General features: G+C 63.0%; 25 protein-coding genes. 16 read left to right on the forward strand and 9 right to left on the reverse strand.

All coding sequences use genetic code 11. From position 1 onward, the window contains the following. Positions 1-10: 10 nt before the first annotated feature. From tolR to tolB, 3 genes are read left to right on the forward strand one after another with little or no spacing between them, the layout of a single operon-like run. Positions 11-466: a protein TolR gene (gene tolR / locus AAFN84_RS23075; RefSeq protein ID WP_347517068.1), complete on the forward strand. Its 456-nt coding sequence runs from the start codon at positions 11-13 to the stop codon at positions 464-466. A 5-nt stretch (positions 467-471) separates the two neighbouring features. Continuing rightward, complete coding sequence (locus tag AAFN84_RS23080; RefSeq protein ID WP_347517069.1) at positions 472-1,530, forward strand: TonB family protein; 1,059 nt, start codon at positions 472-474, stop codon at positions 1,528-1,530. A 47-nt stretch (positions 1,531-1,577) separates the two neighbouring features. Continuing rightward, positions 1,578-2,894: a Tol-Pal system beta propeller repeat protein TolB gene (gene tolB / locus AAFN84_RS23085; RefSeq protein WP_347517070.1), complete on the forward strand. Its 1,317-nt coding sequence runs from the start codon at positions 1,578-1,580 to the stop codon at positions 2,892-2,894. 13 nt (positions 2,895-2,907) lie between these two features. Here the strand turns inward: tolB and AAFN84_RS23090 are convergent, their stop codons facing one another. Next, the gene (locus AAFN84_RS23090) at positions 2,908-3,561 is read right to left on the reverse strand and encodes a hypothetical protein (protein ID WP_347517071.1); all 654 of its coding nucleotides are present in this window, start codon (positions 3,559-3,561) and stop codon (positions 2,908-2,910) included. A 398-nt stretch (positions 3,562-3,959) separates the two neighbouring features. Between AAFN84_RS23090 and pal the strand changes: the two genes are divergently transcribed. From pal to ftsH, 4 genes are all read left to right on the forward strand, one after another. Beyond that, the gene (gene pal / locus AAFN84_RS23095) at positions 3,960-4,469 is read left to right on the forward strand and encodes a peptidoglycan-associated lipoprotein Pal (RefSeq protein ID WP_347517072.1); all 510 of its coding nucleotides are present in this window, start codon (positions 3,960-3,962) and stop codon (positions 4,467-4,469) included. 158 nt (positions 4,470-4,627) lie between these two features. Further along, positions 4,628-5,479, forward strand: a complete 852-nt coding sequence (ybgF, locus tag AAFN84_RS23100) for a tol-pal system protein YbgF (RefSeq protein ID WP_347517073.1) — start codon at positions 4,628-4,630, stop codon at positions 5,477-5,479. A gap of 8 nt (positions 5,480-5,487) precedes the next feature. Then, the gene (gene tilS / locus AAFN84_RS23105) at positions 5,488-6,828 is read left to right on the forward strand and encodes a tRNA lysidine(34) synthetase TilS (protein ID WP_347517074.1); all 1,341 of its coding nucleotides are present in this window, start codon (positions 5,488-5,490) and stop codon (positions 6,826-6,828) included. Between the two features lie 120 nt (positions 6,829-6,948). Beyond that, positions 6,949-8,886, forward strand: coding sequence for an ATP-dependent zinc metalloprotease FtsH (gene ftsH, locus AAFN84_RS23110; protein ID WP_347517075.1), 1,938 nt, complete (start codon positions 6,949-6,951; stop codon positions 8,884-8,886). Between the two features lie 61 nt (positions 8,887-8,947). Here ftsH and AAFN84_RS23115 read toward each other — a convergent pair whose 3' ends face one another. Beyond that, positions 8,948-9,571 (reverse strand): TetR/AcrR family transcriptional regulator, encoded by a 624-nt coding sequence (locus AAFN84_RS23115; RefSeq protein ID WP_347517076.1) that lies wholly within the window; start codon positions 9,569-9,571, stop codon positions 8,948-8,950. Between the two features lie 432 nt (positions 9,572-10,003). Between AAFN84_RS23115 and glmM the strand changes: the two genes are divergently transcribed. The 4 genes from glmM to AAFN84_RS23135 all read left to right on the forward strand — a co-directional run bounded on the left by glmM (position 10,004) and on the right by AAFN84_RS23135 (position 15,196). Continuing rightward, complete coding sequence (glmM, locus tag AAFN84_RS23120) at positions 10,004-11,356, forward strand: phosphoglucosamine mutase (protein WP_347517077.1); 1,353 nt, start codon at positions 10,004-10,006, stop codon at positions 11,354-11,356. A 147-nt stretch (positions 11,357-11,503) separates the two neighbouring features. Then, a complete protein-coding gene (locus tag AAFN84_RS23125) occupies positions 11,504-13,264 on the forward strand; it encodes a serine hydrolase domain-containing protein (protein WP_347517078.1) in 1,761 nt (586 codons plus the stop codon). Positions 13,265-13,499: 235 nt separating this feature from the next. Beyond that, positions 13,500-14,300: an outer membrane beta-barrel protein gene (locus tag AAFN84_RS23130; protein ID WP_347517079.1), complete on the forward strand. Its 801-nt coding sequence runs from the start codon at positions 13,500-13,502 to the stop codon at positions 14,298-14,300. A gap of 197 nt (positions 14,301-14,497) precedes the next feature. Further along, entirely contained in the window at positions 14,498-15,196 is a 699-nt protein-coding gene (locus tag AAFN84_RS23135; RefSeq protein WP_347517080.1) for an outer membrane protein, read from the forward strand. A gap of 62 nt (positions 15,197-15,258) precedes the next feature. Here AAFN84_RS23135 and AAFN84_RS23140 read toward each other — a convergent pair whose 3' ends face one another. The 3 genes from AAFN84_RS23140 to AAFN84_RS23150 all read right to left on the reverse strand — a co-directional run bounded on the left by AAFN84_RS23140 (position 15,259) and on the right by AAFN84_RS23150 (position 16,556). After that, positions 15,259-15,744: a hypothetical protein gene (locus tag AAFN84_RS23140; protein ID WP_347517081.1), complete on the reverse strand. Its 486-nt coding sequence runs from the start codon at positions 15,742-15,744 to the stop codon at positions 15,259-15,261. Between the two features lie 241 nt (positions 15,745-15,985). Further along, positions 15,986-16,237, reverse strand: coding sequence for a hypothetical protein (locus tag AAFN84_RS23145; RefSeq protein WP_347517082.1), 252 nt, complete (start codon positions 16,235-16,237; stop codon positions 15,986-15,988). 109 nt (positions 16,238-16,346) lie between these two features. Continuing rightward, on the reverse strand, positions 16,347-16,556 hold the full coding sequence (locus AAFN84_RS23150; RefSeq protein WP_347517083.1) for a cold-shock protein: 210 nt from the start codon (positions 16,554-16,556) through the stop codon (positions 16,347-16,349). Positions 16,557-16,919: 363 nt separating this feature from the next. On the opposite strand from AAFN84_RS23150, the gene AAFN84_RS23155 reads away from it, so the two are divergent. The 3 genes from AAFN84_RS23155 (at position 16,920) to AAFN84_RS23165 (ending at position 20,853) form a co-directional block, all read left to right on the forward strand. Next, positions 16,920-18,095, forward strand: a complete 1,176-nt coding sequence (locus AAFN84_RS23155) for a phosphoserine transaminase (protein WP_347517084.1) — start codon at positions 16,920-16,922, stop codon at positions 18,093-18,095. Between the two features lie 78 nt (positions 18,096-18,173). Continuing rightward, on the forward strand, positions 18,174-19,772 hold the full coding sequence (gene serA / locus AAFN84_RS23160) for a phosphoglycerate dehydrogenase (RefSeq protein WP_347517085.1): 1,599 nt from the start codon (positions 18,174-18,176) through the stop codon (positions 19,770-19,772). 76 nt (positions 19,773-19,848) lie between these two features. Beyond that, complete coding sequence (locus AAFN84_RS23165; RefSeq protein ID WP_347517086.1) at positions 19,849-20,853, forward strand: alpha/beta fold hydrolase; 1,005 nt, start codon at positions 19,849-19,851, stop codon at positions 20,851-20,853. On the opposite strand, the gene AAFN84_RS23170 is transcribed toward AAFN84_RS23165, so the two are convergent. From AAFN84_RS23170 to AAFN84_RS23180, 3 genes are read right to left on the reverse strand one after another with little or no spacing between them, the layout of a single operon-like run. Beyond that, complete coding sequence (locus AAFN84_RS23170; protein ID WP_347517087.1) at positions 20,819-21,223, reverse strand: DUF4112 domain-containing protein; 405 nt, start codon at positions 21,221-21,223, stop codon at positions 20,819-20,821. The two genes, AAFN84_RS23165 and AAFN84_RS23170, sit on opposite strands and share 35 nt — an antisense overlap. Next, positions 21,220-21,378 (reverse strand): YqaE/Pmp3 family membrane protein, encoded by a 159-nt coding sequence (locus tag AAFN84_RS23175; protein ID WP_347517088.1) that lies wholly within the window; start codon positions 21,376-21,378, stop codon positions 21,220-21,222. The genes AAFN84_RS23170 and AAFN84_RS23175 overlap by 4 nt, the downstream gene beginning before the upstream one ends. A gap of 60 nt (positions 21,379-21,438) precedes the next feature. Continuing rightward, on the reverse strand, positions 21,439-22,335 hold the full coding sequence (locus AAFN84_RS23180) for a DMT family transporter (protein WP_347517089.1): 897 nt from the start codon (positions 22,333-22,335) through the stop codon (positions 21,439-21,441). A gap of 197 nt (positions 22,336-22,532) precedes the next feature. Between AAFN84_RS23180 and AAFN84_RS23185 the strand changes: the two genes are divergently transcribed. Both AAFN84_RS23185 and AAFN84_RS23190 read left to right on the forward strand, forming a co-directional pair. Continuing rightward, a complete protein-coding gene (locus AAFN84_RS23185) occupies positions 22,533-23,831 on the forward strand; it encodes an adenylosuccinate synthase (protein WP_347517090.1) in 1,299 nt (432 codons plus the stop codon). Positions 23,832-23,904: 73 nt separating this feature from the next. Further along, entirely contained in the window at positions 23,905-25,572 is a 1,668-nt protein-coding gene (locus tag AAFN84_RS23190; protein ID WP_347517091.1) for a hypothetical protein, read from the forward strand. A gap of 70 nt (positions 25,573-25,642) precedes the next feature. Here the strand turns inward: AAFN84_RS23190 and rpoH are convergent, their stop codons facing one another. After that, complete coding sequence (gene rpoH / locus AAFN84_RS23195) at positions 25,643-26,554, reverse strand: RNA polymerase sigma factor RpoH (protein ID WP_347517092.1); 912 nt, start codon at positions 26,552-26,554, stop codon at positions 25,643-25,645. Between the last annotated feature and the right edge of the window lie 90 nt (positions 26,555-26,644).

Genomic DNA, 26,644 nt, shown 5'->3' on the forward strand with positions numbered 1-26,644 from the left:
AGCGGCACTCATGGGAATGTCCATCGGCCAGAGCGGAGGTCGCGGCGGACGCGGCCACAGGCGGCGCGGACGTCATCACGCACTGGTATCCGAAATCAACGTCACACCGTTCGTCGACGTGATGCTGGTGTTGCTGATCATCTTCATGGTCGCAGCGCCGCTGATGACGGTCGGCGTGCCGATCGACCTGCCTGAATCGCAGGCGCGCGCGCTGTCGGCCGACACGCAGCCGATTACCGTCTCGGTGAATGGCGAAGGCAAGGTATTCCTCCAGGAGACCGAGATCGCGCTCGACGAGATCGTGCCGCGGCTCGAAGCCATTGCCCAGACCGGCTATGAGGAACGCATCTTCGTGCGCGCCGATGGTGCGTCCGACTATGCCAGCGTCATGCGCGTACTTGGACGCATCAACGGCGCGGGCTTCCGCAATGTCGGGCTGGTGACCCTGCAGGAACAGGGCGGCTGAACGGAATGAAGGTCGGGCTGACGACATCGCTGGCATTGCATGTGGTCGTGCTTGGCTTCGGCCTCGTAACGCTGTCGTCTCCCACGCCAATGGAACTGGGCGACATCGAGACGTTTCCGGTCGACATCGTGCCGATGTCCGACATCTCGCAGAGCGTGCAGGGAGACCGCGAAGCGCCGGCGGCCGAGCGCCCCGCGCCGACGCCCACGACGCGTACCGATGTCGTCGAGGACGCGCAGGAGGTTGGCGACAACAGCGAGGACCTGCAAACTCCTCCGACGCCAGATCCGCGTCCGCGCCCGGTCGAGACCGCAGCAGCGCCGCCGCCCGCCGAGGCGCCGGAGCCGACACCAACACCCGAACCGGAGCCCGAACCCGCGCCGACCCCCGAGCCCGAGCCCGTGCCGACCACCGAGGTCGCACCCGAGCCAGAGCCGCCGCAGGAAGTGACGCCGGACCCCGCTCCGGAGCCACCGGTCGTGGCAGAGACCCCCGAGCCGCAGGAGCAAGCAGTCAACCTGCCCACCAGCGCGCCCGCGCCACAATCGCGGCCGCAGCCGCCACAGGCGCAGACGGCACGCACGCCCGAGCGTCGGGAGCCGGAGCGGCAGAGCGAACCTAGCCGTGAGTCGGTGGCGAGCGAGACGGAGTCCGACAGCATCGAGGATCAGGTCGCCGCACTTCTCAATCAAGAAGACGCTTCCGGCGGCGGCGCCCAGCGTTCCACTGAGCAGGCCGCGCTCGGCGGTCGACAGACGACAGGCGCGCAGCTCACCCAGAGCGAGCGCGACGCAATCATCGCGCAGTTGCGGAGTTGCTGGAACGTGCCCGTGGGCGCCGAAGGTTCCGACGAACTCAACACGCGGGTGCGCTTCCGCCTTGACCCTTCAGGAACGCTGGACGGCGTGCCGGTGGTCGAGCAGGCGAGCGGCAACAGGCAATTCGACGAGAGCACAACCAGAGCAATCCGGATCTGCAGTCAGCGCGGCTTCCAGCTTCCCTCCGACAAATACGACACGTGGTCGGAAGTGGTGGTCAATTTCAGCCCGCGTGACATGTTCTGATTTTTCCGAACCGACATGAGCCCTTCCGGACCCATGAGGCCAAGCGAATGACACGACTTATGAACAACATCCTTTCCATCGGACTTCTTGCCCTCGGCATGGCGCTTGCGATCTCGCAACCCGCTCGAGCCCAGCTCGAGATCGACATCACGCGAGGCGTCGTCGAGCCGGTGCCGATCGCGATCACGGATTTCATCTCCGACGACACGATGGGCGCGGAGATCGCCGCGGTGGTCACCGCCGACCTGAAGCGCTCGGGTCTCTTTGCGCCGATCGAAAAAAGCGCCTTCATCGAGAACATCAGCAATCCCGACGTTGCGCCACGCTTCGCCGACTGGACCGTCCTCAACGCCCAGGCGCTCGTCACAGGCAGGGTTACCCGGGAGGCGGACGGGCGGCTGCGGGCGGAATTCCGCCTCTGGGACGCGTTTGCCGGACAGCAGCTCGTCGGCGAGCAGTTCTTCGCCAATCCTGCAAACTGGCGCCGTGTCGCGCACATCATCGCCGACGCCATCTACGAACGGCTGACCGGCGAGACCGGGTATTTCGACACGCGCATCGTTTTCATCGAGGAAAGTGGTCCGAAGAACGACCGTGTGAAGCGGCTTGCGATCATGGACCAGGATGGTGCGAACCACCGGACCCTGTCCGACGGGCGCTCGATCGTGCTGACGCCGCGCTTCTCGCCCAACCGCCAGGAAATCACCTACATGTCGTATGAGGGCGGTCAGCCGCAGGTCTACCTGCTGCAGATCGAGACCGGCCAGCGCGAACTGGTTGGAAATTTCCCGGGGATGACGTTTGCGCCACGGTTCTCGCCCGACGGACAGAAGGTCATCATGAGTCTGCTGCGCGACGACGGCAATTCCAACATCTACACAATGGACCTGCGCAGCCGCTCGACGACCCGCCTGACCAGCTCGAATTCGATCGACACTTCGCCATCCTATTCTCCTGACGGCAGCCAGATCGTGTTCACGTCGGATCGTGGAGGACGCCCGCACATCTATACGATGGGCGCGGATGGCTCCAATCCGCAACGCATCTCGTTCGGCGACGGCACCTATTCGACGCCGGTCTGGTCGCCGCGCGGCGACCTCATCGCCTTCACCAAGCAATCCGGCGGCGAGTTCCAGATCGGCGTCATGCGCACCGACGGTTCGGGCGAGCGGATTCTCAGCAGCGGCTACCTGGAGGAAGGTCCGACCTGGGCGCCGAACGGCCGCGTCATCATGTTCTTCCGCGAGAATGCTGGATCGGGCGGACCAAAACTGGTCTCGATAGACCTGACCGGCCGCAACGAACAGTCCATCCCAACGCCGCAGTTCGCATCGGACCCGGCGTGGTCGCCGCTACTCGACTGAGGCGTGTCAACCCCTACCAGATGACGACGGGCGGCGACGTTTTTGTCATCGAACGGATGACCGACTTGTCCTTCTGGCTCTGAAACCAGTCCTTTCCCGCTTCCTTGGTGGTGGAGGTCGAGTTCGATGCGACCGGGTATGCGCTGGCGAAGACGAGGTAGGACGTCGTGGTCTTGCGAAGGCAGACCACGACGTACTCTGCAGCATCGTCGTTCATGCTCGCCGCGCCCGCCGCACTGCCGGTGGTGTTCGAGCGGGTGAACTGCTTCGTGGACCCGAGCGTGGCGACTGCAGTTCTGGAGTAGAGATCGATGCCGTCGGTTGCGTCTGGCTTGCCGAGAAGGGCCTTGAGCGCGAGTTCTCCGATCTCGGTGTTGAGGGCGGCCGTTATGGCTTCGACAGAGGACAGAGGCGAGTCGAACATCGAGTGCTTTGTGCGCTTCTTGTAGGCCGATTTCAGATGGCCATCGACGGCATCAACCGTGCCGACCGCTGCTCCCGAAGAATCCGTGCGTTGCGTCGCCCAGAAGTCTTCGCTCTTCATGTGCTCCTTGGCATGAGACAGCGATGCGCTGGCATCGCCGAGAATCTGCGTCGCCGTCGCGGCAGTGAACTTGCGGTTCTTGGAGTCTCTGATCGCATCCGCGACCGTGTAGGTGTATGGCATGGTTTCGTGTCCCTCGTTGCGGGGAAGGCCACACCCATTGATCGCAGTGGCCGCGCCCCTTCGCCGGCGAGGGTTCAGTCGCTGATCCTGACCGCCGACGCGACCATGACGCTACGGCAAGTTTATCGGAATTTGAACCCGCATGATGGGGATTGCCCGCGGCCAGGCCATCGTCTGGCGCTGCCGGCCGCGGGCCCGGGGGCCGGACTTCTCACCAAAACGCCGCGTTTTGGCCCCATTTCAGCCTAGTGTTCGAGCCAAGTGCGTCGAGTCTGCCTCTGGCCGTCGTTCAATACCGACCGAAACGATCTGTTAACCGTGTTTCTTGAGTCCGCCTTAACCGAGTCATGGTTACTGGTTGTTCAACGATTTCACTAGAATGCGAAGGAGAGGCGGCAATGCGCCGTATCGCAGCCATCACACGTAATCCCGTAGCGATCGCGCTCGTGGCAATGCTTGCCATCGCGGGATGCGCCAACAAGCAAACACCCAACAATGCAGCCGATCTCGGCCTTGGCGGCAGCGGCTCGGCGGGTACGCCTGGCTCGTCCCAGGACTTCACCGTCAATGTCGGGGACCGCATCTTCTTCGATACCGACTCGTCGATCATTCGTGCCGATGCGCAGACGACGCTGTCCCGGCAGGCCCAGTGGCTGCAGCAGTACGGCTCTTATGCGATCACGGTCGAGGGCCATGCCGACGAACGCGGCACGCGTGAATATAACTTGGCGCTCGGCGCCCGCCGTGCCGCCGCAGCGCGCGACTTCCTGATCGCGCGCGGCATTCCAGCCAACCGTATCCGTACGATCTCCTACGGCAAGGAGCGGCCGGTCGCGGTCTGCGACGACATTTCCTGCTGGTCGCAGAATCGCCGCGCCGTCACGGTGCTTGGCGGAGCCGGAAGCTAGTTTTCGGCATCCGCTCCGGCGGCAGACTGCGCAGGGGCGGCCACGGGCCGCCTTTGCTGCTTTGATGCCAAACAAAATTTGGCCGAACTGTGCGGTGCTGATAATAGAGAGGCATTGCAAAGGACTGCGCAAGCAGTCCCGATACTAAAGGACCCGTCATGTATCTGAGAACCTTGATCCGAGGTGTTTTGGTTCTGCCGGTGGTGTTGTTTCTGGCGCTCCCCGCCAGCGCCCAGGTCGTCGACCCGCGCGTGGCGCAGCTCGAAGAGCAGGTGCGGCAGCTCACCGGAACGCTTGAGGAGCTGAACTTCCAGATCCTGCAGATGCAGGACCAGCTTCGGCGCATGCAGGAAGACAACGAGCTCCGGTTCCAGGAACTGGAGCAGCGACGCTCAGATGCGAGCGGCAGCACGCCGCCGCCGTCGCAGGACCAGGCGGGAAGCGGCGACGACGAATTCTACGCCGACGCCCCTCGCGTGGAAGGCGGAGCACCCGTGGCCGGCGCGCCGGCACGCGATTTCGGCACTATCATCTTCGACGAGAACGGCAATGCGACCGGTGCCGGCGTCGCTCCACGTCCGGCGCCCTCCGACAATACGACTGTTGCCGCGCTGCCGCCTGGCGGCGGGGACGACGCGGAAATCTACCGCAACGCCTACGAGTTCATCCTGTCAGGCGACTACGACACGGCAGAGGCCGGCTTTCGCGACCTGATCGAACGCTACCCGGAAAGTGAGCACGCTTCCGATGCGCATTTCTGGCTCGGGGAGGCGCTGCTGGCGCAGGAGAAGCCGCGCGAAGCCGCGGAAATCTTCCTGTCGGCGAGCCGGGAGTTCCCGCAGGCGCGAAAGGCGCCCGACACGCTGTTCAAACTCGGCGTTTCGCTCGCGGCGATGAACCAGCGTGATGTCGCCTGCGCCACCTTCAGCGAAGTGCTCCAGCGCTACCCGGATGTATCCGGCGCACTGAAGGATCGCATACGCCAGGAACAGGCCCAGGCCTCCTGCTGACAGCCCACATGGGTATCGATGTCGACCGTATCTTCGGCGATCTCGAGCTCGGCCAGCGATCAAGGCTGGTTGTCGCCATATCCGGCGGAAGCGACTCGCTCGCACTCCTCGTTCTCCTGAAACAGTATCTCGATCGACAAGCCTCGGCGACGCGGCTGCTTGCGGTGACCGTCGACCATGGCCTGCGCCCGGAAGCGGCGAAAGAAGCCTTGGCGGTCGGCGATCTATGCAGGTCGCTGGAGATCGAGCACCGGGCGGTGGCGTGGGCGGGAGCCAAGCCTCAAACAGGCGTGATCGCCGCAGCTCGCGAGGCGCGCTATGACCTGCTCGCCGACGAAGCCTCGGCGGTCGGAGCGGATTGCATCCTCACCGGCCATACTCTCGACGATCAGGCCGAGACGGTGGCGATGCGGGCGCAGCGGGGGCAGGGAGGCGGCCTTGCCGGGATGGCGCGCGCGACGCTGTTCGACGGGCGTGTGTGGATCGTGCGGCCGTTGCTTGGTATGCGCCGGCAGGCCCTGCGCGAAGAGCTGATTGCCCGGGAGCTTGCCTGGATCGAGGACCCGACCAACCTGAACCCCGCCTATGAGCGGGTCAGGGTACGGGCGGACCTCGCGACGTCGGGCGAGACGGACCGCCTTGCAGCGCAGGCCGCGTCCGCCGGCAGGGCCCGTCAGGCCCTTGCAGAACAGGCCGCGACACTGCTCGACGCTTGCGCCTCGATGCCCTCGCCCGGGCTGTTCCGGCTCGATGCGCGGCTGCTCGAGGAGAAAGGCGACGACACTGTGCATGCGCTGCGCGTCGTACTGGCACTGGTCGGCGGCGTGGCGCGATTGCCGGACGCGGCTCGCACACGGGCGCTGCACGAAAAACTGAACCACGGTTTGCCGCGCGTCTCATTGTCGCGCGCCGTGGTCGACCGGCGCAAGGATGCGATCTGGCTGAGGCGCGAGAAGCGCGGATTGCCCGACCCAATCCGCGCCGATGCGAGCTGCGTGTGGGACGGCCGCTGGCACCTCATGGGTGATGGGCAGGCGCATCTGCAGATCGCCGCCCTCGGCCCCCGGTTGGCAGCGGAACTTGTTGCCGGCGATGCGATGCCGTCACAAGGCCTTGTGCGCGATGCGCTTTCGAGCGAACCGGCGCTGTACGGCCCCAACGGGCTCGTCGGTCTGCTTGCGTGCCGAAGCGCGGCGGAGGCCGGGGTGCATTCAACGCGCATCGCCAGTCCCTTCGCACGCTTCCTGCCGGATTTCGACCTGCCGCTCGCGGCGGCAGCGACGCGCCTGCTCGGCACAGACGCGCCCCCGTCCCCGCCATGGAAGCACCACAATGAACCGGAAGCTTAACCCAGTGCGGTGCTTGTGCTTGGCAAGGCATTTGCCGATGCCTATGTTAGGCGCGACACTCGCTTCTTTGGGACCTCCGTCCGCTGCCAAACGGCATTGCGGGCCTCAACAGGAAACACGATGAATCCGAATTATCGCAATCTCGCGCTCTGGGCGATCATCGCCGTCTTGCTGATCGCGCTCTTCAACCTTTTCCAGGCCCCGCAGCAGCGCGGCATGGCACGCGAGATTCCCTATTCGGAGTTCCTGCAGGAGGTGGATTCGGGCCGCGTCAGCACGGTGACGATCTCGGGTAGCCGAATCTCCGGCACCTACGGCGATTCCAGCACCGGCTTCCAGACCTATTCGCCGGGTGATCCCGCGCTGGTCGACCGTCTCGAAGACCGCGGCGTGACGATCAACGCACGGCCCGAGAGCGATGGCTCCAACTCCATCTTCGGCTACCTGATCTCCTGGCTGCCGATGATCCTCATTCTCGGCGTCTGGATCTTCTTCATGCGCCAGATGCAATCCGGCTCGGGCCGCGCGATGGGCTTCGGCAAGTCCAAGGCCAAGCTCCTGACCGAAGCGCACGGCCGCGTGACGTTCGCCGATGTCGCGGGCGTCGACGAAGCCAAGCAGGATCTGGAGGAGATTGTCGAATTCCTGCGCGACCCGCAGAAGTTCCAGCGCCTCGGCGGCAAGATTCCGCGCGGCGTCCTGCTCGTCGGCCCTCCCGGCACCGGCAAGACGCTGACGGCGCGCGCCGTCGCGGGCGAAGCCAACGTACCGTTCTTCACCATCTCCGGTTCGGATTTCGTCGAAATGTTCGTCGGTGTCGGCGCCAGCCGCGTCCGCGACATGTTCGAGCAGGCCAAGAAGAACGCACCCTGCATCATCTTCATCGACGAGATCGATGCTGTCGGCCGCCATCGTGGCGCCGGCCTGGGCGGTGGCAATGACGAGCGCGAGCAGACGCTGAATCAGCTCCTTGTCGAGATGGACGGGTTCGAGGCGAACGAGGGCATCATCCTTATCGCCGCCACCAACCGTCCCGACGTGCTCGATCCGGCGCTGTTGCGTCCGGGCCGCTTCGACCGTCAGGTCGTGGTGCCCAATCCGGACGTCGTCGGCCGCGAGAAGATCCTCAAGGTGCACGTGCGCAACGTGCCTCTGGCGCCGAATGTCGACCTCAAGGTCATGGCACGCGGCACGCCGGGCTTCTCGGGCGCCGATCTCGCCAACCTCGTCAACGAGGCGGCGCTGATGGCGGCGCGGCGCAACAAGCGTCTCGTAACCATGGCCGAGTTCGAGGACGCCAAGGACAAGATCATGATGGGTGCGGAGCGCCGCTCCAACGCCATGACCCAGGCGGAAAAGGAACTGACCGCTTATCATGAGGCCGGTCACGCCATCACCGCTCTGCAGGTCCCGTCGGCCGATCCGCTGCACAAGGCGACGATCATCCCGCGCGGTCGCGCGCTCGGCATGGTGATGCAGCTTCCGGAGGGCGACCGCTACTCGATGAGCTACAAGTACATGACGTCGCGACTCGTCATCATGATGGGCGGCCGCGTCGCCGAGGAACTCAAGTTCGGCAAGGAGAACATCACCTCTGGTGCGGCCTCGGACATCGACCAGGCGACGAAGCTCGCTCGTGCGATGGTCACCCGTTGGGGGTTCTCCGAAAAGCTCGGCCACGTCGCCTATGGCGACAATCAGGAGGAAGTGTTCCTCGGGCATTCCGTGGCGCGCCAGCAGAATGTTTCGGAAGAGACGGCACAGCTCATCGACGCAGAAGTTCGCCGCCTGATCGACGAGGCCTACAAGGAAGCCCATCGCATCCTAAAGGACCATCGCGACGAGTGGCTCGCGATTGCCGAAGGCCTGCTCGAATACGAGACGCTCTCGGGCGAGGAAATCAAGGCGATCATCAAGGGCCAGAAGCCGGCACGGGATCTCGGCGACGATACACCGCCCAGCCGTGGCTCGACCGTGCCGAAGGCGGGTGCGCGCAAGGAAGGAAAGAAGGGCGGCGAAGAGCCCGACGCCGGCATGGAACCGCAGCCGCAAGGCTGACGCGACTGCCGTGTGCCGAAATATAGCGCCGCGAGGATATCTCCTCGCGGCGCTTTCTTATTCAGTCCTCGGAAATCCGGCTGATCATCAGCATCAGGTGCGCCTCGATCTCCTCGCGCACGATGGCCTGCACTTCGGGCTCGGGTGAGATCAGGTAGAAATCGACCAGCGCGCCCAGCAACGCATTCATCATCTTGAAGCGCAGGGGAGAGGCATTTGCGGTGCGCTCGAAGCGGGAGAAAAACGGCACGAACAATTCGGCAAGGATCCTGTCACCGTCATACGGCCGATCTGCCGCGATGGGACGGAGCTGCCGCATCGCATTCAGAAGGCCCGCATGGGCGGGCATCGCCTGGGCACCGGCGAGGTAAACATCGAGGATGTGGCTGGCAGCCTCTTCCGGGCGTGTATCCTCGTGAAGGACCTGGAGGGCATGGCGGCACTTCTCCACCAGCCGCGCTACGTGGTCGTCATAGGCCGCCAGCAGCATCGCATCGCGATCGGCGAAATAGCGATAGATCGTTCCCACGGCCACACCGGACTCCGCAGCGACCCGCGTGGTCGTGACTGCATCGATACCCTCGGCGATGACGATCGCCTCGACCGTTTCCAGCAGTCCAGCTCGGGTGGCGATGGCGCGACGCTGCCGTGGCTCGGCGATCTTGGGCGCCACATTGTCCTTCATGGTGCGGCTCGTTCCTCCAAATGATTTCGATAAGCACGCGGATCTCGAAGCAACCCTCATGTGCATCTGCTGCCTGATATAGCATAACCGCATCCGCCTTTCTCGAACATGTGGTGTTGATGTTGGCGGCGGATCAGCGCACTGGCGGTGGGCGCGCGAGACCATGCGCCTGGAAAGGCCGCTGGGATTACGCAGTGGGCAAGATATTGGCGAGGTTGATCGCCACGTGGATGGGGTGAGAGAGACGTGGCCCGCAAGGTCTCACCGGGCGCCACCTTTCCGAAAGACTTCGTGAAAAGACCGATGATTGCCGGCTATTTACCAAATCGTACCCAATCGATAACAGAATATCACACAATGTGATACCAAAGCGGCGTTTTCCTGTGGCACACCTCGCCAAGAGGGAATCCGAAACGGGAACCGAGAGTGGGCATGAGCAGACGGTATTTCGGAACGGACGGTATTCGGGGACGGGCCAACAGACTGCCGATGACGGCGGAAGTGGCGATGCGCGTCGGCATGGCCGTCGGCATGTCGTTCAAGCGCGGCAGTCATCGCCACCGCGTCGTGCTCGGCAAGGACACCCGCCTGTCGGGCTATATGATCGAGAACGCCATGGTCGCCGGCTTCTGCGCCGCCGGCATGGACGTGTTCCTGCTGGGACCGATCCCGACGCCGGGCGTCGCGATGCTGGTGCGCTCCTTGCGCGCCGACATCGGCGTGATGATTTCCGCTTCTCACAATCCCTACTACGACAACGGCATCAAGCTTTTCGGCCCTGACGGCTACAAGCTGTCAGACGAGATCGAAACGCGTATCGAGCAGTTGCTCGACCGGGACGTCGACATCGCGCTCGCCGACGCCGACGGGCTCGGCCGGGCCAAGCGCATCGACGGCGTCCATGACCGCTATATCGAGTTCGCCAAGCGCACGCTGCCGCGCTCCATGTCGCTTTCGGGGCTGCGCATCGTCGTCGATTGCGCCAACGGCGCGGGCTACAAGGTGGCGCCGGCGGCGCTGTGGGAACTCGGCGCTGAAGTTATCACCATCAACAACGAGCCGAACGGCCTCAACATCAACGAGGATTGCGGCTCGACGCATCCGCTCGGCCTGTCGCGCAAGGTTCACGAGGTGCGGGCCGATATCGGCATCGCGCTGGATGGCGACGCGGACCGCGTCGTGATCGTCGACGAGACCGGCACGGTGATCGACGGCGACCAGATCATGGCGCTGATCGCCGAGAGCTGGCATCGCAGCGGACGCCTGGCCGGCGGCGGGCTCGTGGCAACCATCATGTCGAACCTTGGGCTGGAGCGTTATGTCGGCGATCTCGGCCTTTCGCTTCACCGCACCAAGGTGGGAGACCGCTACGTCGTCGAACACATGCGCGCGCATGGGTTCAATGTCGGCGGCGAGCAGTCCGGCCACGTTGTCCTGTCTGATTTCTCGACCACCGGCGACGGACTGGTATCCGCGTTGCAGGTTCTTGCCTGCATCAAGCGCGCGGAGCGACCGGCAAGTGAGGTCTGCAGCAAGTTCGAGCCTGTCCCTCAGGTTTTGAAGAATGTCCGCTTCTCCGGCGGCGCGCCGCTGGAGAGCAAGCTGGTGAAGTCGGCGATCGCGGATGCGAATGCGAGACTCGGCGGCAAGGGCCGGCTGGTCATCCGCCCATCGGGCACCGAACCGTTGATTCGCGTCATGGCCGAAGCCGACGACAAGACGCTCGTCGAGCAGGTGGTCGACGACATCGTCGGTGCGATTTCGGACGCCCGCGACGCGGCTTGAGCTCGATGGCGGGTCGCAAGCCACGCGGCAATTTAAGTGCCAAATGGCAGCGGATTTTCGCAAAACGCCAATAATGCTTCGTTGATCGCCAAGGCTACGCGGCAGCGACTGTTAGGCTGGGGCTCCCGAAACGATGGAGAGTACCCCATGAGAAATCTAACGTCGGCGATTGCCCTCATCGGCTGTGTCTGGTCAACGGGCGCCGTGTCGGCAGACCGTACTGATCTGGCGATCGATGAGTTTACTGGCGGCACCGAGTCCGTTGGGATCGTTGAAAACAAGGCGTTCGTCGCGCCACGGGATGCCAAGCCCGCAACTGCCCCGTTCACCGGCACGATTGCCCTGTCGGAAGTGGCGATGACCACTGATCCCGGCACGTTCAAGAGCAACGATATCCTTGGCAAGGACCCGCAGGTGTTTCCCGCCGCCGTGCTCTCGTTCGTAACCGTCGACGATGACCTCGTACCGTCAACGCAGGATGTGCAGCGTTATGGCTCCACCGCGAACGGAACCAGCTTTTGGGACATCATCGTCCAGCCGGGAAAGGTCTGGTCGGAGGATGGGGACGATGGCTGGAACCGTGCATCCTTCCCGTTTTCCCTGATGCATTCGATTGAAGGTGAGACCCATAATGGTGTCGCCATGTTCCTCTACAAGGACGGAGAGGTTTCGGACCTGCGCTTTCAGGTGGTCAGCCAGACGGCTCCCTTCTATGTCGAAGACTATTTCACGGCAGCCGGGCTGGCCGATGCGTCGCTCTCGGAAGGCAGCGTGGACAATGAGGAGGAAATCGCCGCCAAGCATCGCCAGGCGATGGACGATGCGGAGAAACTTGCCGACTGGCAGGCTCTTGTGGAAAAATTCGGCGAAGAATCGGTCGACGGGTTCAACGGCGACATCAACAGCGAAGAGATCGTCGTCGACGGTCTGGGGGTCGACGGGACGTTTTATCTCAAGTCGTGTCCGACGGTGGCGGGCGAACTTCCCTATTGCGACCGGCAGCGCTTCGGGGTGTGGTCGGTGACCAAGGCGGCGGCGAATACGGTGGCCATGCTGCGGCTGGCGGAGAAATACGGCCCGGGCGTCTTCGACGAGAAAATCGCCGAATATGTCAACGAAGCCGAGGGCCTTCCTGGCTGGGATCAGGCGACCTTTGGTGATCTGCTGAACATGGCCAGCGGCATGGGCTACGGTTCGCAGGACGAGAAGCCGTACAACATCACCGATCCCTTCCTCGACCCGTACATGGCCTGGTACGAGGCGCCAACCGTCGAAGGAAAGCTCGACGTGCTCCTCGAGGGCGCCGAGCCCTATCCATGGGGCAATGGAGAGGTTGCGCGTTATCGGGACGAGGACATGTTCCTGCTCGGGGAGGCGATGTCACGCTACGTCCGCGCGCATGACGAGGCGTATCACACCATATGGGACCTGGTCACCGAAGAGGTCTATGAGCCGATCGGTATCCACTATGCGCCGATCAACAAGACCATCGAAGCCGCTTCCGAAGACGACCAGCCTCTCATGGCTTTCGGCTTCTACCCGACCATCAGCGACATGGTCAAAATCGCGAAGCTGTTCCAGAATGATGGTCGGGTCGGCGATAAGCAGATCCTGAACGCCGAGAAACTCGCGGACATCGCGCCATCGGAAGCCCCGATCGGCTTTCCGACCGGCGATCCGCAGCGTCCCTACTATCTCAAGGCGTTCTGGCGTGCGCACATGGACTCGCGAAACGGCTGCAGCTTCTATTATCCGACGATGGTCGGGTGGGGTGCGAACTATGTCGCGCTGTTTCCGAACGACGTTTTCGCGATCAGGCTGGCGAACGACTGGGACGACGATGCTGGCGCCAACCGCATGGATAGTCTCGAACTGACCGCTGATCGCGTCGGCAATCTCTGCGAATAGGCCTTCCACGCGCAGTTTCTAGAGACGAAACAAGGCGCTGCTCCTTGAGATGGAGCAGCGCCGTTTCCGTCTTCAGTATGGGGTGCATGTGCTTTGATGCACATGCGAAGGACAATTGGTACGGTTAATAAAGGCGGTTAATCGAGACTTAACCTTTCCGATTCATTGTCCATCCGAGTTCAATCATGCTCGGCCCGGAAAGTTCGTGGCCGGGCGCTTGCGAGGATGGGATGTCATGCTCAAATCCATGAAGCTGCTGGCCGCCGGCCTTGCGTTTGCCACTTTTGGTTCCCTGCCCGCGCTTGGCGCGGATCTGTACGAGCCGCCAATCATCGAATACGAGCCAGCGCCGGCTCCCGTCTATGGCGGCTGGTATCTGCGTGGTCATATCGGCATGTCGAACCAGCGTGTCGGCGATCTGTACAATGTGCTGTTCGACAGCTTCACGCCGGCCAACAATTTTGCCGTGCTGGACAAGAACTTCGAGGCCGGGCCGACGGTCGGTGCGGGCGTGGGCTACCAGATCAACGACTATCTGCGCGTCGACGGCATCGTCGAGTATCGCGGCGAGGTTGGCTTCCACGGCCTCGACTCGTGGACTGACAATGACGGCAATGCACGGTTCAACAACTATTCCGGCAAGAAGTCGGAGTGGCTGCTGATGGCGAACGCCTATGCCGACCTTGGCGAGTTCTACGGGATCGTGCCTTATGTCGGCGCTGGCCTCGGTGCCAGCCGCAACACAATCCATTCGTTCCGCGATGCCGGTCTCGATCCGGCGACGAATGCGCCGACGCTGGCCTATGCGGATGCCGCGTCGGAATGGAACCTGGCCTGGGCGCTGCATGCCGGTATCGGCATCAAGGCGACCGACCGTCTGACGATCGATCTCGGCTACAGCTTCCTGAACCTTGGGGATGCGCGCTCGGGCGATATCGTTACCTATGACGGCACCAATGCGATCGACAACCCCATGCATTTCGAGGACATCACCTCGCACGATTTCAAGCTCGGCGTGCGCTACTCGCTGTACTAGAATGTGCTGCATCACTGCTTCGAAGGCCCGGCTTTGCCGGGCCTTTTGGTTTTGGCGAAGCGCTTGCCCGCTTGATGCCAATGCGAGGCCGATTACCCTTTGTTAGCCTTAACCGTGACTTAACCACTATGGTTAACAATGCTCATGAAGACGGCAAGAGCGCCGTCACTTTTGCACCACGTGTCTGGAGTGGACCCATGAGCCTCAGTTCCCGCCTGCTCGCAACCTGCGTCGCGCTGGCAATCCTGCCTGCCGCACAGGCGCTGGCTGCCGATTATGACCCGCCGATCTTCGTGGAAGAGGCACCGGAATGGGTGCCGGTCGAAGTCGGCTCCGGCTGGTACCTGCGGGGCGACATCAGCTACAACGTGGCGGAACCGGTCTATGATTTCACATGGCTCGGACGAGACGTGGAACACGGACCGTTCGGCGGCAGCGTCGGCGTCGGCTACTACCTCAACGACAACATCCGTTTCGACGCCAATATCGGCTACCTCAACGGTGACGACTTCTTTGCCCAGGATGGCACCGAGACGTGGGAAGCTTCCCACAAGATGTGGAGCGGCTTGGTCAACGGCTATGTCGACCTTGGCACGATCGCCGGATTCACGCCCTATGTCGGCGCCGGCGTAGGCGTCACCTATTCGCGCCACGAGATCGACATCAACGCGCCGATCTCCGGCACCGTCGAGAGCATTTCAGACAGGCAGTACAACTTCGCCTATGCGCTCATGGCGGGCGGCAGCTACAAGATCACTGATAACGTGTCGATCGATGCCGGCTATCAGTTCCTGCACACGCCGGAGATGGAATATCTGAACACGGATACGCTGGCGGTCGAGAAGGGCAACATGCAGCATCAGGTCAGGGTTGGCTTGCGCTACGAACTCTGGTAGGCACCAGACATCTCAGGCAACAACGGCGGGCTTCGGCTCGCCGTTTCTTTTTTGGCCTCTCGTCAAAGGCGGAAGGTCCAGAAGAGACACGCCGCCGCCGCCGCGAGAAAGATGATGAAGAACAGCGTGCGCATCAGCAGGTTGCGCCGCAGATGGTTCATGAACATGTGCGCCACGATGATGGCGACGGCGAAGACAAATTGCCAATCGACCAGGGTCCACAACGCGTCGTCCTCGCCAAAGGCGAAGCGTGCGACCTGCAGCCCGATCACCGTTGCCAGCAGGATCGACGCCGCCGCGTGAATCGGTGAGGCGGCGTTGGCGTAGACGTATCCGGCGGCGCGCAGGGGCAGGAGCATCATCAAGGCGGCGGCAAACGCATAGAGCGCTGCCAGCGGCATGAAGGTGGCGGCACTGGCGATCGCGTCGAGCCGCTCGACGCCGCGTGCGCCGAAGGCGTAGCCCTTCTGCTCCAGCGCGATGCCGAGCGCTGCGAGCAGTGCCGTCATCACCATGACCATGAGAACTGTCGACGGCATTCTGTTCATGGTCCCTCCGGCAGAATCGCTTGATCCAAACCGATAGGACGAAGCGCGGCGCATGAAAAGCATGCAGACGCCGAAGCCTCACAAACCGCCAGATTACAATGGGTTGGAATACGTGACCGGAATGGCGGAACCGCGCGCGCGGTCTCCCATTACCCTACGCGCCCGCATTCGCGGGGGCATCTCAGGCAGCACGCCCCGTCGCCGGAAGGCGGCGGGGTACTGCTGTGGCGCATAGGCTGCGCTACTTCTTTGCCTTGGCTTTCGGCTTGGCCTTTGCCTTTGCCTTTGCCTTCACCTTGGGTTTTGCGGCGGGAGCTTCCGTGTCGGAAGCCTCGCTTGCAAGGCGCGCCAGACGGAGGCGCTCGGTCTTGGCGTCGCGTTTTCTGGACTCCGAATCCAGTATCTCGCGCGCGACCCTGGTGGTCGTATCCGCCTTCGCCTCCTGCTTGGAAGGCTTGGGCTTGAACATGGCGTTGATGGTGCTTTCGTCCACAATCGACTCCCTTCTAGCAAAAAAGGCCGGGGAATTCCCCGACCTTCTCCTGCACGCCTCAATGGCCGGTGCCAGTACATCCGTGGTCACAGACCAGAAGCGCAGATCCTTAAGCGGCCTGGAGGTTCTCAGCGGCGCTCTTGCCGTTGCGGTTGTCCTTGACGATGTCGAAGCTGAGCTTCTGACCTTCGACGAGGCTACGCATGCCAGCGCGCTCGACAGCCGAGATGTGGACGAAAACGTCCGATTCGCCGTTGCCCAGCTCGATGAAGCCGAAGCCCTTGGTCGCATTGAAGAACTTTACGGTACCAGTAGCCATGATGATTTCCTTTCAAATCGAAATAGCAAAAAGTCGCCCGGCAACATGCCAAGCGCCCAAAAAGTCGAAATTGAATAGGAAGATCGTCGGAGCGCTTGAGCGCGGAAACAAAGTTCGTCAGCAAGATCGATCCGGTTAACTTACGCTCAATCAAGGCGAAATTCAAGATGCCGCCCGAAAATATGCCAAACGTCTTGGCGACGTACGCCGCAGCCGGCCCATTGCGGCACCGGTGATGGGCGGCCGTCCTCACCCTTCGTCGTTCGCGAGGACCCACTTGCGCTTTCTCGCGCGTTGGCGTAATGCCCGCAGCGGGCCACCTCTCCCCAACGAGAGGCGTGCTATCTGAAAGGGTAGAACCAGATGACGACTCATTCCAAGCCGGACCTGCGTCCGGCAAATTCCAATTTTTCCTCCGGTCCCTGTGCCAAGCGTCCCGGCTGGTCGCTTGAAGCGCTGTCCGACGCCCCGCTTGGTCGTTCGCACCGAGCCAAGGTCGGCAAGGCCAAGCTCGAACGGGCCATCAATCTCACTCGCGACGTTCTCAAGGTACCCGCCGACTGGCGGATCGGCATCGTGCCGGCGTCCGACACGGGCGCCGTCGAGATGGCGCTGTGGTCGCTGCTCGGCGAGCGCGGCGTCGACATGGTCGCCTGGGAATCCTTCGGCTCCGGCTGGGTGACCGATGTGATCAAGCAGCTCAAGCTGCCGGATGCCCGCAAGATCGAAGCCGACTACGGCCGTCTGCCGGACCTTTCGCAGATCGACTTCGACCGCGACGTGGTGTTCACCTGGAACGGGACGACGTCCGGCGTGCGCGTGCCGAACGCTGACTTCATCCGCGCCGATCGCAAGGGGCTGACCATCTGCGACGCCACATCGGCGGCCTTTGCCCAGAGGCTCGATTTCGACAAGCTCGATGTTGTTACCTTTTCCTGGCAGAAGGTGCTGGGAGGCGAGGCGGCCCATGGCATGCTGATCCTGTCGCCGCGCGCCGTCGAGCGGCTCGAAAACTACACGCCCGCGTGGCCGATGCCCAAGATCTTCCGCATGACCAAGGGCGGCAAGCTGATCGAGGGCATCTTCAAGGGCGAAACGATCAACACGCCATCGATGCTGTGCGTTGAAGACTATCTCGATGCGCTCGATTGGGCGCAGTCGATCGGCGGTCTCGACGGACTCGTCGCGCGCGCCGACGCAAACTTCGCGGCCATCGACGCCTTTGTCGAAAAGAGTGCGTGGCTCGCCCATCTCGCGGTCGATCCCGCGACGCGGTCGAACACCTCCGTTTGCCTGTCCATCGTCGATCCGGAGATCACCGCGCTCGACGCGGACGCGCAGGCCGCCTTCGCCAAGGGGCTGGCGTCCATGCTCGACAAGGAAGGCGTCGCCTTCGACATCGGCGCCTATCGCGACGCGCCTCCCGGCCTGCGCATATGGGCCGGTGCGACCGTCGAGACGGCCGACCTCGAGGCGCTCATGCCTTGGCTCGACTGGGCCTTCGCGCAGCAAAAAGCAGCGCTGAAGGCTGCGGCTTAAGATTTCTTCCGGGGGTCGCTGTTGGGAGCGGCCCTCACCCCCTCCCATTGACTACTCAAGCTGACGAAGGAGGCCATCATGGCACCCCGCGTACTCGTTTCAGACAAGCTTTCACCCACTGCCGTTCAGATCTTCAAGGATCGCGGCGTCGAGGTCGACTACCTGCCGGATCTCGGCAAGGACAAGGAGAAACTGCTCGAAGTCATCGGCCAGTATGATGGTCTCGCCATTCGCTCGGCCACCAAGGTGACGGAAAAGCTGATCGCGGCAGCGACCAATCTCAAAGTAGTCGGGCGCGCGGGCATCGGTGTCGACAATGTCGATATTCCGGCGGCATCGCGTCGCGGCATCATCGTCATGAACACGCCGTTCGGCAATTCGATCACCACGGCGGAGCACGCGATCGCCCTGATGTTCGCGGTTGCCCGCCAGTTGCCAGAGGCGAACGCCTCCACCCATGCGGGCAAGTGGGAAAAGAACCGCTTCATGGGCGTCGAGATTACCGGCAAGACGCTGGGCGTCATCGGCTGTGGCAATATCGGATCGATCGTCGCGACGCGCGGCGTCGGGCTGCGCATGAAGGTCATCGCCTACGATCCCTTCCTGTCGGAGGGCAGGGCGCAGGAACTCGGCGTCGAGAAGGTCGAGCTCGACGAAATCTTCACCCGCTCGGATTTCATCACGCTTCATACGCCGATGACTGACCGCACGCGCGGCATCATCAACAAGGACGCCTTCGCGAAGATGAAGGATGGCGTGCGTATCATCAACTGCGCGCGCGGCGGGCTTGTCGTGGAAGCCGACCTGATCGATGCGCTGAAAAGCGGCAAGGTTGCCGGCGCGGGCATCGACGTGTTCGAGGTCGAGCCGGCGACCGAGAGCCCGCTCTTCGACTTCGAGAACGTCGTCTGCACGCCGCATCTGGGCGCATCGACGTCTGAAGCGCAGGAGAACGTCGCGCTTCAGGTGGCCGAGCAGATGTCCGATTACCTGGTGAAAGGCGCGGTTTCCAACGCCATCAACATGCCGTCGATCTCGGCGGAAGAAGCGCCACGGCTGAAGCCTTTCATCAAGCTGGCGGAGGTGCTTGGCGCATTTGTCGGGCAGGTCACCGACGAGGCGATCCAGGAGGTGGAAATCCTGTTCGACGGCGCGACGACCGATATGAACACGCGCGCGTTGACCAGCGCGGCACTCGCCGGCCTGATCCGGCCGCAGGTGGCCGACGTCAACATGGTTTCGGCGCCGATCATGGCTAAGGAGCGCGGCGTCATCCTCTCGGAGGTGAAGCGCGACAAGTCAGGCGTCTTCGACGGCTACATCAAGCTGACGGTGAAGACGGCGGCGCGGACGCGATCGATCGCCGGCACCTGCTTTTCCGACGGCAAGGCGCGCTTCATCCAGATCAAGGGCATCAACCTCGACGCTGAGGTCGGCGAGCACATGCTCTACACCACCAATGCCGATGCGCCGGGCATTATCGGCCTGCTCGGCTCTATCTGTGGTCGCAACGGTGTCAACATCGCCAACTTCCAGCTTGGCCGTAACAGGGCGGGCGGCGACGCCATCGCGCTCCTCTATCTCGACGCGCCGTTCCCGCCGGAAGTGCTGGAAGAGCTACGTGCCGACCCGAGGATCGATTCAGCCAAACCGTTGCATTTCGACGTGGGGGGTTAGACTGTATCGGAAAGCGGCCCCTGCCGTCGCCGCTTTCGGGCTCGGGGGTTGAGGCACGTCATCCTTGAGAAGGAAAATGGTCAAGATCGTCCTATTCAGCGCGCTTGTCGCAGCAGGGATCTATCTCTCGGTCGCACTCGCCCTGGTGGCGAGCCAGGAGATAGACACTTCGGTTGAGTCAGGCGGAGCGATCGATTTCTCCTACGCGCTGAACGCCGACAATGACGATTTGGCGGCGCTGCTGCCATATCCAACGCGCGCAGGCGACTCGCAGTTCTATCGGTATTATCCTTCTGATGACGCGGGGGTGAGGTTCATCCTCGTCCATGGCTCTGCCTGGCACAGTATGCAGTTTCACGAGATGGCGCGATCGCTTTCCGAGGCGGGCGTCGCCGAAGTCGTGGTCCCCGACGTTCGCGGACACGGGCCAAACACGAGGCTGCGTGGCGATATCGCCTATATTGGCCAACTCGAAGACGACATGGCCGACTTGATGGTGCATCTGTCTGCGGAATACGGGACGCGCCCGACCGTGTTGGGCGGTCACTCGTCAGGCGGCGGATTTGCCATCCGCTTCGCCGCAGGCCGACATACCGACCTAGCGGACGGCTTCGTCTTCCTTGCGCCTTACCTGCAACACGATGCGCCGACAACGCGGCCGAATTCCGGGGGCTGGGCGCGCCCGGCGGTGCGCCGCATCATCGGCCTGACGATGCTCAACACTATCGGCATCACGGCGCTGAACCATTTGCCGGTCATCGCCTTCGCCATGCCAGCCTTTGTGCTGGAAGGGCCGCTCGGTGACACGGCCACGACAAGCTACAGCTACCGGCTCAACACCAGTTTCGCGCCACGGGCCGATTTCGAATCCGAGATCGCGGCGATACCGGCACGATTTCTGGTGGTGGCGGGGAGCACCGACGAGGCTTTCGACGCTGCGCTCTACGAACCGGTCATGTCTGCCGTGAACGATCGCGGCACCTATCGCATCATCGATGGCGCAGGACACATCGACCTGCTGGGAGACCGGAGAGTTGTCGAAGCAATCAGCGTATGGTTGTCGAATCAAGATCTGCTGTGACTTCGGCGCCAGTGCGCTCCAGGTGGTCGGCAAGTAGGCCCAGATTGCGCGTCGAGGCCTTGTAGAAGACGTCGAACACGGAACCGACGAGTGGAATCGCTCCGAAAACGGTGTCGAGCGCGACATTGCCCGCCATGCGCGCCAGAAGCGTCTTGGGCGCACCGAGGCGATGCGCCTTGACGATGACATATGTCGAAACCACTCCCGCCACTAGGTCGCCTGCTCCAGGCACAAGCCCGAGAACAGGATCGATGCCGAAGCGGATCTGCGTCAAGGGGATTCGCCATCGCGAATCGAGCAACCGCGCGAGGTTGCGGATTTCCGCCAGCTCTGCCGCGTGATCGGGAAGGGCCTCCCCGCGGCGCGTCATTTGCGCAGGACCACCCAGATCGCGTGAATGATGCCGGGCACGTAGCCCAGCAGCGTCAGCAGGATGTTCAGCCAGAAATGAAGACCGAGACCGACCTGCAGGAAGACGCCCAGCGGCGGCAGGATAATAGCAGCAAGTATGCGTAATACGTCCATGTGATCCTCATCGCAGAGGAGCAAGAACGCGCGACGTCGCGAAAGTTTCCCTGCGGGCGACTATCGCTGTGCGGCGAGCTTGCGGCCGCTGTGCTCTGCAAGCCAGATACCGCCAAGAACCAGGGTGAGGGCGACCGCATGGTAGAGATGGAACGCCTCGCCCAGGAGAACGATCGAGAGCAGGGTGCCGAACAGTGGAACCAGGTTGATGAACAACCCGGCACGATTCGCGCCGATCAATTCGACGCCTCTCATGTAGAAGGCCTGGGCGGCTATGGACGGAAGGATTGCGGTGAACGCGGCAATTGCCCATCCGCGTTCGTCCGGCCAGATCGCGCGATCGCTGGAGATTTCCCAAGCCGCAAATGGCAGCGAGGTCAGGAAGGCGGCGAATGCCATCACCAGCATCATGCTCTTCCAGTGGATCGCGGGCTTGTAGCGCAGCGCGACTGTGTAGCCGGAATAGAGCACGACCGCACCCAGCATCAGGAGGTCGCCGAAGTTGAGTTGGAGTTCCGACAGGCGCAACAGGCTGCCGTGGCTCGCAGTCAATGCGATACCGATCAGTGACGCGGTGAAACCGACGATCTGGCCTGTCGATACCTTCATTCCGTAAAGCAGGAAGTTGGCGGCGAAAATGAACATCGGCATGCCCGCCTGCTCGATCGAGACGTTGATGGCCGTGGTGAACAGAAGCGCTGAATAAAGCGTGGCGTTGAAGAGGGCAAAACCTGCAGCGCCGAGCGCGGCGAGTAGAAGAAGGTTGCGTTTGACCAGGTGCCAGTCACGGGAAAGCTGCGGCAGGCCGATCGCGAGCATGATCGCAAAGGCCAAGCCCCACCGAAGCGCGGTCAGGAGCATCGGCGAAACATGGCCGACCGCAAGCTTGCCGGCCACCGCATTCGCGCCCCACAACACTGTGGTCAGGACCAGAAGGGCATAGGCGCTGCGAAACATAATGCTGCCGTGGGGGTTGTTGTCTTGCGCGCGGCTTAGACGTCTGATCCGCGGCTGTAAACGTGCCAGGACGTTATAATGAGTGGCTGCGTCACTTCCTCTGCCACGGAGGGGTCGCACATCACCGGACATGACGTTATAGAGGCCTGTCATTTTGCCCGGCGCGACGCCTGGCGCCAGAATAGAGGAAAGTTTCCATGGCCAATGTGGTGGTCGTCGGGTCGCAGTGGGGAGACGAGGGCAAGGGCAAGATCGTCGACTGGCTCTCCGAACGCGCGGATATCGTCGCCCGATTCCAGGGAGGGCACAATGCCGGCCACACGCTGGTGGTGGACGGCAAGGTCTACAAGCTTTCGCTGCTGCCCTCGGGCGTCGTGCGGCCGGGAAAACTCTCGGTCATCGGCAATGGCGTTGTCTTCGATCCGCATGCATTCGTCGCCGAATTGACGAGGATCAGGGAACAGGGCGTGGATCTTGGGCCGGACCGCCTGAAAATTGCCGAAAATACCGCGCTTATCCTTTCGCTTCACAGGGAGCTGGACGGCTTCAGGGAGGACGCGGCGTCGAACTCCGGAACCAGGATAGGCACCACGCGTCGCGGCATCGGGCCGGCCTATGAGGACAAGGTCGGGCGCAGGGCGATCAGGGTCATGGACCTGGCCGACCTCGAAACCCTGCCCGCGAAGGTCGACCGGCTGCTCACCCATCACAACGCGCTGCGGCGGGGACTTGGCCATGCCGAGGTTGGACACGACAGCATCATGCAGGAACTGACGTCGATCGCCGACAGCGTGCTGCCCTTCATGGATCGTGTGTGGAAAATCCTGGACGACGCACGCCGCGCCGGCCAGCGCATCCTGTTTGAAGGTGCGCAAGGCACGTTGCTCGATATCGACCATGGCACCTATCCGTTCGTGACTTCCTCCAACACCATTGCGGGGCAGGCGGCGACCGGCTCGGGCGTGGGTCCGGGGACGATCGGCTATGTGCTGGGCATCACCAAGGCCTACACCACCCGCGTCGGCGAAGGGCCGTTCCCGACGGAACAGGACAACGAGGTCGGCAATTTCCTCGGCACGCGCGGGCACGAGTTTGGCACCGTGACTGGCCGCAAGCGTCGCTGCGGCTGGTTCGACGCGGTTCTCGTACGCCAGTCGGTTGCCGTGAACGGTATCGACGGCATCGCGCTGACCAAGCTCGACGTGCTCGACGGGCTCGACGAGATAAAGGTGTGCACCGGCTACCGGCTCGATGGCGAGACGATCGACTACCTGCCTGCAAGCCAGGGCGCGCAGGCAAGGGTGGAACCGATCTACGAGACGCTCGAGGGTTGGAAGGGCACGACGGCAGGGGCGCGAAGCTGGGCCGACCTGCCGGCACAGGCGATCAAATATGTGCGCTATATAGAGGAACTGATCGGCGCGCCGGTGGCGCTGCTGTCGACCAGCCCGGAGCGCGACGACACCATACTTGTTACGGACCCGTTTCAAGACTAGGTATTGAAACCCATCCGGGGCCAATGATTTGGTCCTCCCGTCGCCCCGGAACCACGTGAGGACAAGGTAGAGAATGGCGGATTTCGTTGCGGTTCTGAGAAAGACGATCGGCGCGCTCGGCGACAACACGCCGGAAATGCGCGAAAAGGTCTATGACAAGGCCCGCGCCACCATCGAAGCCAAGCTGGCAGCGCTCGATCCACAGCCGCCGGCAGCGGTGATTGAGCGCCAGCGCAAGGCGCTGGACGACGCCATTGCGGTGGTACGAGCAGACTACGCCGCGCCTACCGAGCCGGAGAAGGACGAAGGTCTCGAAGACGTCTTCGCCAGCTTGAAGCCGATGGGCGATGAAACGCCGTCGCAACGGTCTCCGGCAGCGACCCCTCCACCTACTGCCGCATACCAAGCCCCGCTCGCCACACGCGCGACGCCGTCGATGCCGCGCGACCCCGTTCTGGATCCCGAACCGACCGATGGGGTGACGGGTAGCGGGCGAACCGAGCCAGTCGACGCGTTCCATGCAGGCGACGGAAAGTCTGATGCAGGCGACGACGCTTCCATGCGCGATGCCGCGCCGGGTCTGGTCGGCGATGAGCACGCCACCGATGTCGTGATGCCGCCGCCGGCGCCTCGCCGCGCGAAGCCCGCCGCCTCTCGCGGCCGGGGACGTACAATTGCTGCGGCGGCCTTTGTTGTTCTTCTGCTTGTCGCCGGCGGCACTTATGCCTGGATCAATGCCGATGACACCACCGAGGACACTGCGGAAGTCGCGGCGGCCCCGGAAGAAGACGTAGTGACCACGGCCGAGGAACTCGTCGAGGAGCCGCTGGAGGAAGACGTTGCGGCGGGTGACGAGACGGCGGCAGAAGATGCTCCGGCCGCGCCTGCCGAAGAGGAAGAGATCGCCGCATTACCGGAAACGGAGCAGCCCGACGAAGCGCCGGCCGCGCCAGTCGATGATACGGCGGATAAATTCACCCAGCGACTGATGCCCGACGGCAGCGAGGTCGATGAAGGCCCGGCCGGCGGGCAGAGCACGATCGGCGAAGGCACATCCGTTTCGGCTGTCGCGCCGCCGCAGGATGGTGAGGCGCCGGTTGCGCCGAGCCAGAACGCTGAAGCGGCGGAGACGAACGGCGAAGCCGCCGGCCAGCAAAGCGAACCCGGCATTGCGGTGGGTCAGCGGGCGATCTTCTACGAGGAGCGCACGAGTTCGACACAGGGTTCTGCCGAACTCGGATCTATCGTGTGGTCGGTAGTGCAGGAGTCGCCTGGTGGCGACCTGCCGCCGGAACCCGCGATCCGCGCCGAGGCGACGATCCCGGGCAAGGACGTGCAGCTTCGCATGACAATCCGGCGCAACGGCGACGAGTCGCTGCCTGCAGCGCATATCATCGAGATGATCTTCCTGACGCCCGAAGGCTTCGAAGGTGGTGCGATCTCGAACGTTTCGCGCGTCGCCTTCAAGGAGACGGAGCAGGCCGCGGGCAGCCCGCTGGTCGGTATTCCGGCGAAAATTGCCGACGGTTTCTTCCTGATCGCGCTCAGTGACGCGCCGGCGGAAACGCAGAACAACCTGACGCTGCTGAGGCGCCAGAACTGGGTCGACATCCCGATCGTCTACCAGTCAGGCCGGCGGGCGCTGCTTTCGCTGGAAAAGGGCATCCCTGGCGACCGGGTGTTCCAGGAAGCGCTGGGCGCGTGGGAGCAGGCCAACGAAGCTCCCGACTCGGCCGGATAACGTCTTCGAAGATCAAAAAAAGCCGCCCCGAAGGGCGGCTTTTGTATTTTTCGTCGACTTTGAAGTCGGCTCAGTGGGCCGGCTCGGCCTCGATGGTACGCAGCGACTGCGTCTGGCGGCGTGCCTCCGCCTTGACGGCGTCCTGGACCTTCTCGAAGGCGCGGACCTCGATCTGGCGCACACGCTCGCGGCTGATGCCGAACTCGGACGACAGGTCCTCAAGCGTGATCGGGTCTTCCGACAGGCGCCGTGCCTCGAAGATGCGGCGCTCGCGGTCGTTGAGGACCGAGATCGCGCTGGTCAACATGCCGCGACGGTTTTCCAGTTCGTCCTGCTCGATGAGCATGGCTTCCTGGCTTTCGTGGTCGTCGACCAGCCAGTCCTGCCACTCGCCGGATTCGCCTTCGGTGGCGCGGATTGGCGCGTTGAGCGAAGCGTCGCCCGACAGGCGGCGGTTCATCGACACCACCTCTTCCTCGGAAACGTTGAGGCGGGTGGCGATCTCGGTGATCTGGTCCGGCTTCAGGTCGCCTTCGTCGAGTGCCTGGATCTTGCCCTTCACCTTGCGCAGGTTGAAGAACAGCCGCTTCTGGTTGGCGGTGGTGCCCATCTTCACGAGGCTCCACGAACGCAGGATATATTCCTGGATCGCGGCCTTGATCCACCACATGGCATATGTGGCCAGGCGGAAACCACGCTCGGGCTCGAACTTCTTCACCGCCTGCATCAAGCCGACATTGCCTTCGGAAATGACCTCTCCGATCGGCAGGCCGTAACCGCGATAGCCCATGGCAATCTTGGCGACGAGACGCAAATGGCTCGTAACCATCTTGTGGGCGGCAGTGGTGTCTTCATGCTCATGGTACCGCTTGGCGAGCATGTACTCTTCCTGCGGCTGGAGCATGGGAAAACGTCTGATCTCCTCGAGGTAGCGGCTTAGGCCGCCTTCTCCGGAAACGATGCTGGGTAGTGTCTGGGCCATGATAGCGCCCTCCCTCTCTTGCGGGTAACATGCCCCCTGACGGCGGACATGCAGCGCGGCCGCGCCAAGGCGCACCACGCTGTACGGATT

The sequence above is a fragment of the Mesorhizobium sp. CAU 1741 genome (genome assembly GCF_039839275.1).
Classification (GTDB): Bacteria; Pseudomonadota; Alphaproteobacteria; order Rhizobiales; family Rhizobiaceae; genus Aerobium.